This window comes from Moorena sp. SIO3H5 (genome assembly GCF_010692395.1).
In the GTDB taxonomy this organism is placed as follows: domain Bacteria; phylum Cyanobacteriota; class Cyanobacteriia; order Cyanobacteriales; family Coleofasciculaceae; genus Moorena.
In genome coordinates this window covers 1-14,921 of the sequence record NZ_JAAHHS010000176.1, presented here as the reverse complement: position 1 = coordinate 14,921, position 14,921 = coordinate 1, and the positions used below count along the sequence as shown (strand labels likewise).

Here is a 14,921-nt window from a genome sequence, read left to right as displayed (position 1 = left end):
AATTAAAAACAAATTCCGATAGTGAGATAGCTCTTCATTTATATAACGAGTTTGGGACACAATGTCTGCATCATCTGAGAGGGGAATTTGCTTTTGTGATTTGGGATGAACGTAATGAATTACTTTTCGCAGCACGAGACCGTTTTGGCATCAAACCCCTTTACTATAGTAATTATCAAAATACTCTTTATATAGCCTCAGAAATTAAAGCTTTACTAGCTGCGGGAGTTCCCAGTGCTTGGAATCATCAAGCTTTTTGGCAGACTGAAAATGGTATTTGGGATTCACACTTGACTATGTTTGCTAATGTTTATCAAGTACCACCTGGTCATTTTATTATAGCATCTCGCTCTGGAATAAAACTACAATGTTATTGGGATTTTGATTATCCATTAATTAATGATTTTTCATCCAAACAAGCTCCCTCCGATTATATTGAACAACTTCGCTATACATTAGATGAAGCTGTAAAACTACGCTTAAGAGCTGATGTACCAGTTGGATGTTATCTCAGTGGTGGTCTTGATTCATCTACAGTTTTAGGAATAGCAGCAAAGTATAGTAATAAACCCGTTAAAGCATTTTCTATTGCTTTTGATGATGAAGCTTATAATGAAGAATTTCTTGCTCGTGAAACAGCAACATATACTGGTGCTGATTTAGATGTTATTCTCATTACTCAATCAGACTTAGCTGAACACTTTTCCGATTCAATTTGGCATGGTGAAATGCTAACTTACAATGCTAGTGTTACGGCTCATTATCTATTAAGTAAATTAGCAAACAATTCCGGTTATAAAGTTGTAATTACAGGATAAGGAGCAGACGAAATATTCGGGGGTTATGTTCATTTTCGCCAAGATATGTTGCTCTATAACCAACAAAATCAGGATCACAAAGAGGTGAAAATTTTACTGGAAAAATTAAAATACGACAATAAGGTTTCAGAGAGTTTTTTACTGGCGGATAATAGCTCCAATAAATTTTTTAATACTATCCAACGTTTGTTAGGCTTTGTTCCATCTTGGATGAAAGCTTTTGCTAAGGGATATTTCAGGTCTCTTCCTTTTTATTCACCAGAATTTATTGCTAAGTTTGAGCAAAAGGATGTATATCGTATCTTTTTGAATCAGATAGATGTACAAGGAAAACTTTATAATAGAGAACCTGTTCATCAATCTCTTTATTTGTGGTCTAAAAGCCTCTTGCCTAATCACATTTTACGAATGTTCGCTGATGGTTCTGAGATGGCACACTCAATTGAAGGAAGACTACCTTTTTTAGATCACAAAGTTGTGGAATTAGTTCAGAATATTCCTGTTTCAATGAAAATTCGGGGTCTGACAGAAAAATATATCTTAAGAGAAGCAGCAAAGCCGTTCATTACTGAGACAATCTATAATCGTCAGAAACATCCATTTCTGACACCTCCCTCGACTTTGAAGCCTAATGAACCATTGCAAGAAATTGTCCAAGATACCCTGCGGAGTTCGGAAATGTCTCATGTACCTTTCTATAACCATGCAGCAATAATTGATTTGCTTGACCAATTACCAAATATGGATGAAAGCGAACTCTCTTCTGTAGATGTAGTGTTGATGAAGATGTTAAGTGCTTACTTTCTTCAACAGAGGTTTGGGCTAGTTTAATTCAAAAAAACTGGCAGTAAGGGAGTTTGAGTCAAGTTAGTAGGGTGCAATAATATAAAATACCGCAACCGTCAGCTGATGATATAAGTCGATAGAGATGCTTCCTGTGTTGGGCGATCGCCATTGAATCTAATACCTCCAAATCCCAGAAGTCAGCAAGGAGGGTTAGTGGGTGCGATCGCCTCTACAAAACTGGCGGATTTAGTGGCAACGGTATTCGAGCAGAATTGTATCAGTTACCAATCAGTTAGCAGCTTTCGCAGCAAAAGAAGAACAATTTCCCCCCAATCCATCCACAATGGCACAGGTATTGCTAGTAATCATGCCAATATAAGTTCCAGTATCACTCCCTTTTTCTCCTAGACCATCAGCCAATAACTTTTGGTCTGAGAGTTTAACCTTTGCTTCTCTGGCGACAGTGCCAATAACTTTATCATTTGCTGTTACTTCGGCGAAAATTGTTGGCACCTTACTTTTTTTAATCTTCTGTACCAGTTCTTTCACCCGTGCTGCTGTCGGTGCTTCTTCTCCGCTAATCCCTTGCAACGCATCAGAATCAGAAAAACCGTAAGCGTTAATGTAGTACCCTAGGGCATCATGGGTAGTAATTAGTTGGCGTTGCCCTTTGGGTATAGTGGCAACTTGTGCTTTTACCCAAGCATCCAACTGTTCCAAGTTAGTGGTTAGCTGTTTGGCATTCTTGGCATACAATTCCTGATCATCTGGGTTAACTGCTGCCAGTTGGCTACGAATTACTTCTGCCATCTTGATAACATTTTGGACATCATGCCAAATATGGGGGTCGGGCTCTAGTTCCTCATCACTGTGAGCGGATCCTGTCTTTTCTTCCTCATGGTCATGGTCATGGTGATCATCATGGTCATCCTTATGGTCATCCTTATGGTCATCCTTTTCTTGCTCGTGATCATCGTGGTGATGTGCTTCCGCCATAATTGGATTAGGCACAGCTTGATCATGCACCGCTATTTTAGGAGCTGGTGTATTAGTGGCTTGAACTAATTTAATAACTTCTGGTTCAAAGTCGTAGCCACCGTATAGAACTAGTTGGGCTTGCTCTAGGGATTGGCGAGCTAAGGTCGTAGCTTTGTAGGTATGAGGGTCTTGACCTGGTTCAATCAGACAGGTCATATCAATGGTATCTTGGGCAATTTCTGTTGTTAAGTCACAAAGCACACTGTAGGATGCTACCACTAGTGGCTTCTCCCTTGATGAGGTTTCACTGCTTTGACTACAACCACCTAGTGCTACCCCAAAGGCGAGAGCACCACTAGCTAAGAGCGTCCGAAGTTTAACTGGTAAGGGCTTCAGCATAGATCAACCCGCTTAAATTAGTAGCTATCAAGAACAATAATCATTTTACAAGGCTTATGCTGAGAACGACAATCACTTGCAAACACGGTAAACTATGATATAGCAGTCCTAAATGATTCGTGAAATATATTGGCTAAAGTGTTCGCTATAACCCTTGCCCAGCAACGATTCCAGATTTGGCTGATTTTACAAATGATTTAGGATTGCTATAGTGGTAGTCGTTTTCACAAAACCTAATGTTAGAAGTCCATAACCTAGGAGTCTGTTACCGAGACACTTGGGCTATTTGTGATATATCCTTCTCCCTCCAGCCAGGACAATTAACTGGCTTACTGGGACCCAATGGTGCTGGTAAAAGTACTATGGTGAAGGCGATGCTGGGACTGATTCCAGCAGTGAAGGGGGTAGTGAAATTGGCAGCCCGTCCGCTCCGGAGTCAATTAAAACGAGTCGCTTATGTTCCTCAGCGATCGGAAATTGATTGGGACTATCCGATTACGGTATGGAATGTAGTGATGATGGGTCGTACAGTCCACACCGGTTGGTTTAGGTCTCCTAGTCGCCAATCTAAAGAAATTGTTAAGGATGCGTTAGAACGGGTGGGCATGTTCGAGTATCGCCACCGTCAAATTGGCGAACTCTCTGGTGGACAGCAGCAGCGGGTATTTTTAGCGCGGGCTCTAGCTCAACAAGCCGAGTTATTATTTTTTGATGAGCCATTTGTGGGCATCGACAAAAAGACGGAAGAGATTATTTTTGAAATTTTTAGTGAACTTAAATCCCAAGACAAAACCTTACTAGTGATCAGCCATGACTTAGGAGAAACCTTAGCTAATTATGATCAACTCCTCTTATTGAATAAGCAACTGATTGCAGTGGGTTCAAGGGCCCAAGTGCTGACACCGGAAAACCTGAGCAAGGCTTATGGTAAGGTGATGACTTTGCTCACAGATTGAGGGCTGAGTGTTGAGTGCTTAGTTTTGAGTGCGGAGCCTGCTAAGTCTGTCAGTCCCAGAGTTGGAGAGTAATACATGTTATGGTTCACTGTTCAGCAATGAACCCAACGTACTATATACTGATTCTTGCTGGGCTGGAAAATTGATAAAACAGGATATCACAAGACTCATGACTGACTCTGAAACTGGTCGGATGTTGCTTTCCCATAACTTTGAACTATCAGACGATAGTTTCCCTGAACTAAACCGAGAAGAATTTACTCAGGTATTTGCTGAAGGATTAAGTAACTATCCATCCTTAAAGTGTCGTAAATTAGATCATCCCCATTGGATGGTTGAAATTTTATTCCCTACTCAAGAGTTTACAGCACCTCAAGTTGGAGAATTGTGTGCTAAAGCTCTAGACGAGAAGCGAATTAGTCAAAAAAAGGGAGATTTTTTGCCAGATATCTTAATATTAGGAGGTTTAAAGAAAACTCCACCCTTAAGTAATTCTCCTGATACTCTTCAAACTGGAGAATGGGGAGTTGATGTTGTAGAAACGACCTCAGCCGATCAATTTTTAACAGCCCTAGGATGGGATGAAAAAACAGCTGGTAAAACCATCGACAATGTTTTCAAGATTGAAAAAAAGAATAATACTGCATCCTAAAATTACACCAGTTTTAATTGTGTGAGGTTTTTAGGGAGTAGGGAGCAGGGAGCAGGGAGCAGGGAGCAGAGAGCAGGGAGAAGTATGAAATAGTTTGGAGAATTTTTGGTGTTCTTAAAAATTCGCAAGAAGATTGTTAATGACCTATTTATAAATGCTATTGACACTTAATAAAAATCTCCCCATCTCCCCATCTCCCCATCTCCCCATCTCCCCATCTCCCCACACTCCCTACTCCCTACTCCCTACTCCCTATTCCCTTTTATTTATTATGAATTGGCTGATTGAGCCCCTAGGTTTTGAATTTATGCGGAATGCGATCGCAACGGCTGTGCTGTTGGGGATATTAGGCGCAGTGGTAGGCAGCTACTTAATTGTACAACAAATGAGCCTGATGAGTAGTGTGATTGCCCATGCGGTTTTACCTGGTCTCTCAATCGCATTTTTTTTAGGAATAAATATCTCTATTGGTGCCTTTATTGCAGGTGTCCTTAGCGCTTTAGTTGTTGCCGTAATTCCTCAGCGTACCCGAGTCAAAGTGGATGCAGCAATGGCGTTGACTTTCAGCAGTTTTTTAGGGTTGGGAGTCATCCTAATTACGGTGCTGAAAACTAACCAACTTGACCTAGAAGATATTCTTTTTGGTGACATTTTAGGGGTGAGACCAGCAGATGTCTGGCAAACCCTGGTGATTACAGGAGTAATTTTACTATTAACAAAGTTATTCTATAAAGAGCTATTATTCTATACCTTTGATCCCTTGGGAGCTCAAGCTAGCGGTTTACCGGTAAAAGCAATTTATTTCGGGTTAATCTTGGCGATTACTCTCACCATTGTCGCCAGTATGCAGACGGTAGGGGTGTTGCTCGTTATCTCGATGTTAATCGGACCCGCGACTACGGCTTATTTATTAGTCAAAGAATTACATCATATGATGGGATTAGGCTCAATGATTGGAATTATTTCCAGTGTCAGTGGGATGTATATAAGCTATTATTTTAATTGGCCATCAGGTCCAGCAATTGTAATGGTAATCTTTGGCTTATTTTTCCTGGCATTTTTGTTTAGCCCAAGGCAAGGTATACTCACGTCGCCAGCTGTCGCACGTCGCCAGGCTAAGTTATTGAATCTGCTGAAAGAATTATTGAGATTGAATAGAGGGTAAGCTATCAGCAATCAGCCGTCAGCAATCAGCCGTCAGCAATCAGCTATCATTAATCAGCTATCATTAATCAGCTATAAGCGCTACGCGCACGCTACGCGAACAGCTATCAGCATGTTGAACATGGTAATAGCATGTTCAACATTCTAGAGTATACTGAAGAGATCAAGACTAGTGTAGTGTAAGGGCTAGCAATACCCATGCACTAGACCTCAGCTTACTCTAATCTCTGGTCATGGTTGAAAAACTTACAGTTAAAAATTTTGCTGGTATCGAGGAACTAGAGATTGAGGTTAAACGAATCAATATCGTGATTGGACCTCAAGCTAGTGGTAAAAGTGTATGTGCTAAACTTCTTTTTTACTTTAAAAACTTTGTTTGGAAAATTTTAGCTACAGTAGAAAACGAACAAAGTGAACATTACCTAGATTCAAACTACTCTCAAACTTTCCAAGAGTACTTTCCACCAGATTCCTGGGGAGATCATAATTTCTATATTAAGTATGAAATATCTAATGTTTTTATTGAAATTACCAGAAGTAAAGAGAATATAAATAAAATCAATCTTAATTACTCAGAGTTTTTTAAAAATTTAAAAGGAAATTTATTAGAGGAAAGAAATAATTCCAAGATACTCCAATATGTAATTAATTCACTGATAAAAAATAACAAAAATTCTGATAATATAACTTCTTCATTAAAGGATATTGACATCTTATTAGAAATAGAAAGAGCAAAAAAAAATCTAGAAAGTAATGAAACTATAATAAAACAGTCATTTTCAAGAGAACAGTCAATAGAATTTTTGAGTAGTTCATTATGCGATGAGGCAGTTTATACCCAGCTTTTTATTCCTGCTGGTCGCTCTTTCTTTGCTAATCTCCAAAGTAGTATATTTTCTTTGATTTCTAATAAGAGTGTTATCGATCCATTTATGAGCGAGTTTGGTTCCACTTACGAAGTTATAAGACGTTTGAATGCGAGAATCATTAATGAACCTGAAGATATAAAAGAAAAAGAGATAAATGATGAAATCGAAACGCTGATAAAGGACGTTTTATGTGGAGAACATATACAGGAAGAAGGCGAAGATTTTCTGAAGATGGAAGATGGAAGACGGATTAGTATTGCTAACTCTTCTTCTGGTCAGCAAGAAACATTTCCCCTGACGATTATACTGTCAGCATTACCATTTTTACTTGATGAGGATTCTGCTGGACAAACTGTTTATATTGAGGAACCAGAAGCTCATCTATTTCCAAGCGCACAACGAAAAATGGTTGAGTTAATCGCCTGTGTTTTTAATTCTGATCCGCAAAAGCAAAAACTTCAATTCTTTATCACCACCCATAGTCCTTACATCCTAACTTCAATCAATAATCTGATTCAAGCTGGTATGCTCTATGAAGAATCTAGCCAGGATGTCTTACCTAAATTAGAAGAAATCGTTCCTAGCTATAAAGCCCTGAGTACTTCTGATTTATCAGCCTATGTCCTAGTAAATGGCAAGGCTAAAAATATTTTAGACGAAGAGACAGGTCTGATCGATGCCAATTTTATTGACGGTGTTTCTGAAGAGCTAGCTGTTGAGTTTGATGAACTTCTGGACTTAGCGTGAGTATTTATGAAATCTTGCCCAGGCTGTGAGGAATTTAAAGATGACAATAACATCGTATTAAAGGAAAACAAAAGTAAAATAACTTTTGAAAATTCCAAGCGAGATAAAATATTAGTAATTACAGTTGATGGCTGCGCTATCCGAGATAATGAAACTCTGCGCTGTGATTATGCCGTTGTTCCTAATGAGGAAGTAGAAATTTATGTAGAGTTGAAAGGAAGTAAGATTGACCATGCAGTTAAGCAAATAGAATCGACGATTAAGTTACTTTCAGATAACCCACAAAAAATCGACAAGCGGTGCTTTGTAGTTTCTACTCGTGTTCCCAAACAAGGAACGGACATACAAAAGCTGCAAACGAAGTTTAAGAAGAACTATAATGCTGAATTCCGAATTAAGAATATTCAAGATACTTGTGATTTAAGTAAAATCACCATCAAGAAAAAAAGTAGGTAAGCCTATGGTTAGGCTTCTTCTTCTTGACTTTCTTGAGAGTAAAGTCACTGTATGCTACTTCAGTCTCCTGATTTTGAGCCTAACTGGTTGAGCTGTGTCTATTTTATAGGGAAGTCTGAACAAAAGTGACAATGACTCAACTTGAGCTATTTAATACTGCCTCTCTCACCAGTCCAAAAAAAGTCATAAATGTAGCTAGTGTCCCCCAACGTAGCCCATTTCGCGATGCTGGTGGTAAAACTTGGCTAATACCCCAAATTCGCCAATGGTTGTATAATAAAGGTGGTACAGATAAGGAACTTTTTGAACCTTTTGCTGGTGGAGATCGTGAAACCCGCGAATGTGGAATGACCAGGAATCTTTATAACTCCGATGCTGAAAGTCGCCCTTCGATTGGCTCGTATTCATCTTCCAACAGCCAAGTTTGGGTTTCATCATAGGTTGCTCCAGTAAACACAACCTTGTAATTCTCTGCAGGATCGTACACACGACAACTACCTGATGAATTACCTAGTAACAGCAGGATGTAGGGAGGGGATAGCATGGGGTCAATCCAAACTTCAGCGAAATCCCACTCACTATTGGCTGGGTCGAGTACGGGGAATAACATGGTATTGGTTTTTTCCATCAATTTTCACATCTCCATAAAACAAGGGAGTGCTTGGGCTACCATCGGGGCTGATTCTGTAACACTCATACACTAGAAATATCGAGTGTTTTGAGCATACCAAATTTATGGTATGGAGCAAGACAAAAAAAAACCTCAACTGCAGCTGTATGGCAGGTCATTTTAGGTGGTGGTGCCGAATGGCTAGCGGAAACTATTGTCAACTTTAATTTAACTCCACAGAATGCCAAGCAAGCTATTGATTCTGCTAATGAATCCCTTGAATCTCTCGCTTTCGCAACAATAGTGAAAAATCGCGTTAATCGTGGTGGAATTCTGGCTGATGGTGCTAGCTTTATGAAAAATGGGTAAAATGGTAAAAGAATTACCTCACGCTGGTATCCTGAAACCCTGAAAAAGCGTATACTTTCTATTGATAAAATCCGAAGAAAAATTGAATTTATTGCCGGGGATGGGTTTGAGGTTTGTGAGCAAAATTATCACCGCAACGATGCTATTTATTTCATTGATCCACCTTATCTAAAAGCTGGGCGCAGGCTCTATCGCTATTCAGCAGTTGATCATGAAGCTGTATTTAAACTTGCTAGCAAATTGGAAGGCGATTTTTTGATGAGCTATGACAATACAGAAGAAACAAGGAATATAGCAAGTCGCTATGAATTTGCAGTACAACCTATTGCTATGAAAAACACTCATCATGCTGAGAAGACAGAATTGTTGATTGGCCGAAATTTCGATTGGTTTTTAGGGTAGTCATTATGTGAAGGCTGACCCAAACGATGTTGGCGTAGCCTTCCCGAAGGATAGCCGATAGTCTGGGGCGACTCCTTCGGGAAGGTTAATTAGGCACGCCAAGGCTTGTGGTAGCTGGGTTTCGTCCCTCAACCTAGCCTAGGATAGGACTACTGAGCTTACCGGACACGGCAGAAATCTGGAAGGTCTTCAACTGGAATTCCCTCATCGCAGGGGCCAGTAAACTTGAATGCCTCTGCTTCAATAAAATCACCAGTAACATTACCGACTAGATCATAGTTTCCTGAGAGTTCCAACTTTTTGACTGGTGCTCCTTCTTTCAAGTCATCTTCTCTCAGCTCGACCCAAATAACATTGGGGGATAAAGTTGATTCAAAGTAATAAACGTTGCTAAGGTGATTTGCTGCTGTTCGCCAAATGGTATGCGAAAGATTGGGTTGTTCTGGATCACTTACTCTGAATGGACTTGATACATTGCGCATGACCGACATTACATTAGCCAGTGCTTGTCTGTCGGACTGAGGAGTAGGTAGATTCTTTAGGTAATAGCTCGCTCGTACATACCTGTCAGCTGCTCGGCGTGTTCCAGGTAGCATAGCATCGCCACCTACTGACTCCCAATAACCATTGAGTCCTATTTGCTCATCGTAGATAGGAGAGTTGGTCATCACCGCAAATTCCTTTCCATGGTGAATCACCAGCTTGCCTTCGAGGTGTTCAAAGATAGCCGAGTCACCCAGTGCATCTGAAATAGAAAAATGCAATGTAGGGTCACGCCTGATACCGCTGTCGCTAGGAAGCGGTGAGGGAACGACTTGTAACTCATCGTTCTCCAATGCACTTACGGCTTCCTCAACCGTTGCAAAATTGTCCAAAATATACTGAGTATATGCTGAGTATGATATTCCCTCACGGGAGGTGTCACGCTCGCCGAAATCTGCTTCGCTAAGATACAGCAAATTTGCCATCAAGCCTTTTTCATTCAACCCGTCAGCAGTACCCATATCGAAGCCAGCAGCGATCACACTTCCATATTTTGACTTCCACTCAACAGAATTCTTACCTACTACCCCATCTCGCTCCATTCCAGCCGGAAACATCCATAGATTGGATTTAATGTCTTCATACCAATCCATATTGCGGCCAGTGACAGCATAGGTCGGTGTGACGTCTTCTGTATAAGACGCATGAATAGCCCTTGTACATGCTTGAGCATCACTCAAAAAAACCAGATTTATGATTAACCCACAGATCAATAATGCTTTGAAAGTTCGCACAATGAAGTGCATAACTTATTCCTCCTGTGTTTTTACATGATAGATTTGACTAGACAGGAATGTATCTTATCCTCCCACATTTCTCTAGACCTCGCCACTAGTGATCGCGCCACGATCCCAACCTACCTTTGAGAACCTGGCAACTCAAAGGACTTGGACTCACGAGCAAGCGCTACCATCATCACTAACTCTGACCTTGGCGACTCGGAGGGATTGTAATTATAGGCGATCGCCCCGCTCTTACTCCCTGGGAGAAACGATACCTACGACCTGGGATGCCTAACGGCTTTGAGGGCAGTAGCGGGAGACTAGCTTTGGGGAAAAACCAATTCTTTCAAGCGGGACAAAATATTGTTAGCCGCCCGGGCAAGCCGACTGCCGGAGGTCAAATCGTTGGCCAACCGGGCAATGTGCATATCCAGAAATTGTTCGCGATCGTTCCAGATATAAGGACGTTCAACACTCGGGGGCCTGCCCACCACTTCCCGCACGGCTTCGTACAGAGGAATCGTCTCCGGGGACAAACACTCCCGCGCGTCGTAATGACCAGCCACTATGGATGTTCGCAGGTCAACGGCTTGCACCCCAAACATCAAGGAAACAGCCATATATTGCCCGAACAGTTCCAGGGATTGCCGGGTTAAATTGGTTGAGCCAAACCCTTGACTGTTGATATTTTGATTGAATTGTTCGGCATGAGTCGGGAAGCGATCGACCAGGGAATTTCCATAAAACGTCAACAGGGGCATAATCGAGTTACCAGTAATTTGAAGCGCCTTGAGGCCCATATTGACAAGATTTGCAGAATTGCCGACCAAAGAAGGGGAAAGTCCATTACTAAATTCCGGTGCTACTACCAAGGCAATTTGCGCGTCCAGATGCTTAGCCATCAAACCCAGAACATGGCGCAAGCGATCCATTCCCATGCCCACATACTGACCCAGGAAATTCCCGCCGTGATAGCTGGTATTACCCTCTGTGTCAATTAGAGGATTGTCCGTAACCGAATTAATTTCGACTTCGATTTGCTCGGTAATTTCTTTCAAGCCATCGACGATTGGTCCGAGGTACTGGGGCAAGCAGCGCAGGGAATAGCGGTCTTGGATCGGGGCATTGCCCTGGTGGGAGGCCCCGCCGGACAACTCGTCCCGGATCAAACTGGAGCCGGAAAGCAATTGTAGCATTTCCGCTGCCGCCCAAATCTGACCCTTGTGGGGCTTAAGGGCGTGAATAAACGGATGAAACGACTGATTCGTACCCCCTAACCCTTGAATCAGCAGGGCATGGGTTCCCATTGCCAGGGCTAGCAAAACTTGTGCCTCGCTAACACACAGAGCCGCCATGCCTGTCATCACGGAGGTTCCGTTCACCATTGCCAGTCCTTCTTTCGCTCCCAGGCTCAACCGAGGCAAGTTCAGCCGCTTGAGGGCTTCAACCGAAGACATCTCCTCGCCGTTGAAGTCCACTTTGAAAGCAGGATCCACACCGACTAAGGCTCCGGTAATGTCCGTCAAGGGGGTGAGATCGCCGCTGGCTCCAATTGAACCCAATTCGTAGACGTAGGGCGTCACGCCAGCATTGAGAAAGATTTGCATGCGTTCGATCAGTTCCCGGCGGATGCCAGATGCTCCATGCAAATGAGAGTTAATCCGCAACAGCATCGCCGCCCGGACAGCCTCAGAGGGCAAGCGCTTTCCCGCTCCGGCTTTATGATACCATAGAATATTGTTTTGCAACTCAGTAGCCTTTTCAGGGGAAATTACAGTATTTGCCATTCCCCCGAAGCCAGTGGTCACCCCATAAATGGGCTCCTTAGCAGCCAGCGCCTCGCTGATATAGTCAACCGAGGCTTGCACGCCCTGCCAAATCTTGGGATGTTGGCTCAGGTGCGTCTGCGCTCCATAACGGGCCACGCTGACCACGTCTTCGATCGAGAGGTGCCGGTCGCCTACAATAACACTGCGATCGCTATTCGATTCAAAAATTCCCAATTTCATAACGGTCGCTTCACAGAAGGAAATAATTATCAAGATCCACTCTGGGGACTCTCTACAAAAGCATCTGCTGGTCAGGACGTTCCGCTGTCCAATGTATATCCGAAGATTGATAAACCCTCACCCCTGATAACCCAGCGTCTAACACCATCTGGTTTACCTCGTCCAGAGTCAAAGCAGCATGGAGAGAATCCCGAAATAACTGGGTCTGATACTGATTGTACTCCCCTGATATCCTAGCAACTAAAGCATCCATTGTCGCCACATCAGCGGGGCGGATTAAATCCCGCAGCAAAATGCCGCCTCCTGGTTTTAGCAGTCGCTTGACTTCCCGGAAAAATGGCAGGGGATCTGGCAGGTGATGGACGATGCTATTGGAAATTACCATGTCAAACATGCTATCTGGATAAGGCATCTGCTTGCCATCAACCCATTCCAGTTTAATCTGTTCTTGTAACCCGGCATCCTCTACATTCTGTGCGCCTACTTTGAGCATATTTTCCGAGAGGTCGATCGCCCATATCTGCCACTGAGGGCGCATCTGGGCAATTATAATGGGAATGCGGCTCGTTCCGGTGCCCACATCCAGGACTAAACCCGCTTGGGTTCCTAATTCTACCGCAAGTTGGGCAAAGGCTCCGTTTACCTCAGTGAAGTCCATGGAGTCGTACTCAATGGCATCTTCCCAAGTATCCATTACTTCTGGTTCGAGCACTCTTGAGATCGTCATTGGTTTCAATGCTTATATAGCAAGCCTTGGAGCTTTTTCAATTAATCTTATTTAACTGTCATTCTACCCGACATTAATATCTGTTTTCATCTAAGGGCGATTATGTTGTTGAAATGTAACTGATTCAACAACATAATTACTCTCGATTAACAACAAGTCTAATAAGGGATGCCTTCGGTAAACATTAGGGCAATCCGTTTTTCTCGCATCTTGGCTTCCTCGATGCAATATTCCTCAATCTGATTAACGACATCTTCTTCAATGCCAAGATATTTGGCCATTTTGTGGACTGATGCCCGTTCATCCGGATGGTATGATCCATCAGCAGCACAAGCCTGAATGGCAACATAAATAATCACTCTACGACCGCTTTGATTTAGTGTAGGAGCCTGGGCGAGAACCTCAAGTAAATCCTCATCTGCTGCGTAATTTTTTGCCACTTCATACTCGTTATTTGTATAATAACAGGCAGCACGACCAACAACCCAGTTTCTTTCTTCTGGTGTCAGGACGCCATCTCCTTTTGCACAGATCAAAACCGCTTTGACAAAGGCATTATAGTCCTGAGCTGGTGGGACTGTTTTCATCCCATACAAGTCTTTCATCAGCCACAGCCGACCGTCTAGATCCATATCTGACATATTCAACTCTCCGTTTTTAGTTTTTCGACTCCATCAGTGTAATATTATCTGCCGTGGTGCGATGAAAATTTCAGATTTAATTAGATTTAACTAGATTTAAGATTTGTAAATTATAACGGGAATACCCATGCCTACATCTAGGCTGAAAACTATACTATAAATTGAGTTCAGCTATTAATTAAAAAATACATATCTTTGATCAAGGCTATTTCATTCTGAAAATAGGCTATTAGCAGTGCAGTGTCATCAACCCACTCATCGAATCCATAGAGCATCATTACCCAATTGTCAGTTGTTAGTTGTAAGTTGCTAGGGTAGCCATTGCCCAGCATCTGAGTTGTCAGTTGTTATAGCAGTCGCCAGGGCAGTTAGGACATGACAAAAGTCTCAAACCTAAGTAAGCGCAAGAGTTTGACTTCTGACTTCTGACTTCTGCTATAGTTGTAGTGATAATATCTTCGGTTATGTATGATTGAGGGGTCTTAAGATTTACTTTATAAATCACTGTTAGGATCCCGTTGCCAAAAAATGAACATCTGGAGGGATTGGGCAACTCATTTAGGCTCACTATAGTTCTAGGTTAAAAGCCCTTAATAGAAGCTGAAGATGATTTTTAAATCCAGTTTGGACCAATTCACGTGGATCATTCATCATTTCCATGCATTCATGTACTGATTTATGACTGGGATTTATCATCTGCCAGCGAGCTTGAACAATCTTCTCCAGAGCTAACAAAGCATTTTTCGTTGGATGCTTAACACTCCCGCCTACTTCTCCACCGCCAAACTTGCTACAAATATTCCTATGGGATGATGCCATAATTTTATATGCTAGTAAGAATGTTTCGTACTGAGGTTGAAGGGATAGCGGTAAATTTTGGAAGTTTTTTTTGTTCTGCTTCCACAATGTCACTAGATAGAGATGGTCCGAAGACATTAGCCCACTAAATCCATCGATTTTAATATTAGGCGGCTTCATTGTGGTGAAAACTTGCTCTTTATATTCTTTTCTACTGTAACTTCCCGCTAATTTCATTAATGCTCCGGCTCGCATCCAGGGAATAAAAGGCGAGG

The 14,921-nt window shown here is 42.1% G+C and carries 15 protein-coding genes and 1 pseudogene; 8 read left to right on the top strand and 8 right to left on the bottom strand.

What is annotated here, in order from left to right; translation table 11 throughout:
• Window positions 1-26 precede the first annotated feature (26 nt).
• Window positions 27-1,649, top strand: a pseudogene (gene asnB / locus F6K52_RS19205) (asparagine synthase (glutamine-hydrolyzing)).
• Between the two features lie 243 nt (window positions 1,650-1,892).
• Here the strand turns inward: asnB and F6K52_RS19200 are convergent.
• Window positions 1,893-2,981 carry a zinc ABC transporter substrate-binding protein gene (locus F6K52_RS19200; RefSeq protein WP_293081000.1) on the bottom strand — a complete coding sequence of 363 codons (1,089 nt, stop codon included), beginning with the start codon at window positions 2,979-2,981 and terminating at the stop codon, window positions 1,893-1,895.
• Window positions 2,982-3,217: 236 nt separating this feature from the next.
• Between F6K52_RS19200 and F6K52_RS19195 the strand changes: the two genes are divergently transcribed.
• Complete coding sequence (locus F6K52_RS19195; RefSeq protein WP_293080997.1) at window positions 3,218-3,937, top strand: metal ABC transporter ATP-binding protein; 720 nt, start codon at window positions 3,218-3,220, stop codon at window positions 3,935-3,937.
• 169 nt (window positions 3,938-4,106) lie between these two features.
• A complete protein-coding gene (locus F6K52_RS19190) occupies window positions 4,107-4,589 on the top strand; it encodes a DUF2656 domain-containing protein (RefSeq protein ID WP_293080995.1) in 483 nt (160 codons plus the stop codon).
• Between the two features lie 2 nt (window positions 4,590-4,591).
• Here the strand turns inward: F6K52_RS19190 and F6K52_RS19185 are convergent, their stop codons facing one another.
• On the bottom strand, window positions 4,592-4,717 hold the full coding sequence (locus F6K52_RS19185; protein ID WP_293080992.1) for a hypothetical protein: 126 nt from the start codon (window positions 4,715-4,717) through the stop codon (window positions 4,592-4,594).
• Window positions 4,718-4,860: 143 nt separating this feature from the next.
• Here F6K52_RS19185 and F6K52_RS19180 point away from each other — a divergent pair, with 143 nt between their 5' ends.
• The 3 genes from F6K52_RS19180 (at window position 4,861) to F6K52_RS19170 (ending at window position 7,825) form a co-directional block, all read left to right on the top strand.
• Window positions 4,861-5,754 carry a metal ABC transporter permease gene (locus F6K52_RS19180; RefSeq protein ID WP_364418543.1) on the top strand — a complete coding sequence of 298 codons (894 nt, stop codon included), beginning with the start codon at window positions 4,861-4,863 and terminating at the stop codon, window positions 5,752-5,754.
• A 232-nt stretch (window positions 5,755-5,986) separates the two neighbouring features.
• Window positions 5,987-7,369 carry an AAA family ATPase gene (locus tag F6K52_RS19175; RefSeq protein WP_293080989.1) on the top strand — a complete coding sequence of 461 codons (1,383 nt, stop codon included), beginning with the start codon at window positions 5,987-5,989 and terminating at the stop codon, window positions 7,367-7,369.
• Window positions 7,370-7,375: 6 nt separating this feature from the next.
• Entirely contained in the window at window positions 7,376-7,825 is a 450-nt protein-coding gene (locus F6K52_RS19170; protein ID WP_293080987.1) for a hypothetical protein, read from the top strand.
• A gap of 361 nt (window positions 7,826-8,186) precedes the next feature.
• Here F6K52_RS19170 and F6K52_RS19165 read toward each other — a convergent pair whose 3' ends face one another.
• Window positions 8,187-8,453 carry a hypothetical protein gene (locus tag F6K52_RS19165; protein WP_293080984.1) on the bottom strand — a complete coding sequence of 89 codons (267 nt, stop codon included), beginning with the start codon at window positions 8,451-8,453 and terminating at the stop codon, window positions 8,187-8,189.
• A 90-nt stretch (window positions 8,454-8,543) separates the two neighbouring features.
• On the opposite strand from F6K52_RS19165, the gene F6K52_RS19160 reads away from it, so the two are divergent.
• Both F6K52_RS19160 and F6K52_RS19155 read left to right on the top strand, forming a co-directional pair.
• Window positions 8,544-8,804: a hypothetical protein gene (locus F6K52_RS19160; protein WP_293080981.1), complete on the top strand. Its 261-nt coding sequence runs from the start codon at window positions 8,544-8,546 to the stop codon at window positions 8,802-8,804.
• Between the two features lie 240 nt (window positions 8,805-9,044).
• A complete protein-coding gene (locus F6K52_RS19155; protein ID WP_293080978.1) occupies window positions 9,045-9,206 on the top strand; it encodes a hypothetical protein in 162 nt (53 codons plus the stop codon).
• 158 nt (window positions 9,207-9,364) lie between these two features.
• On the opposite strand, the gene F6K52_RS19150 is transcribed toward F6K52_RS19155, so the two are convergent.
• The 5 genes from F6K52_RS19150 to F6K52_RS19130 all read right to left on the bottom strand — a co-directional run.
• Window positions 9,365-10,495 (bottom strand): linear amide C-N hydrolase, encoded by a 1,131-nt coding sequence (locus tag F6K52_RS19150; protein WP_293080975.1) that lies wholly within the window; start codon window positions 10,493-10,495, stop codon window positions 9,365-9,367.
• Between the two features lie 296 nt (window positions 10,496-10,791).
• Window positions 10,792-12,513 (bottom strand): aromatic amino acid ammonia-lyase, encoded by a 1,722-nt coding sequence (locus F6K52_RS19145; protein WP_293080972.1) that lies wholly within the window; start codon window positions 12,511-12,513, stop codon window positions 10,792-10,794.
• Between the two features lie 19 nt (window positions 12,514-12,532).
• Complete coding sequence (locus F6K52_RS19140) at window positions 12,533-13,201, bottom strand: class I SAM-dependent methyltransferase (RefSeq protein WP_293081004.1); 669 nt, start codon at window positions 13,199-13,201, stop codon at window positions 12,533-12,535.
• A 164-nt stretch (window positions 13,202-13,365) separates the two neighbouring features.
• Complete coding sequence (locus tag F6K52_RS19135) at window positions 13,366-13,848, bottom strand: hypothetical protein (protein ID WP_293080969.1); 483 nt, start codon at window positions 13,846-13,848, stop codon at window positions 13,366-13,368.
• Between the two features lie 567 nt (window positions 13,849-14,415).
• On the bottom strand, window positions 14,416-14,921 hold a 506-nt coding region (locus F6K52_RS19130; RefSeq protein ID WP_293080967.1), incomplete at its 5' end, for a hypothetical protein.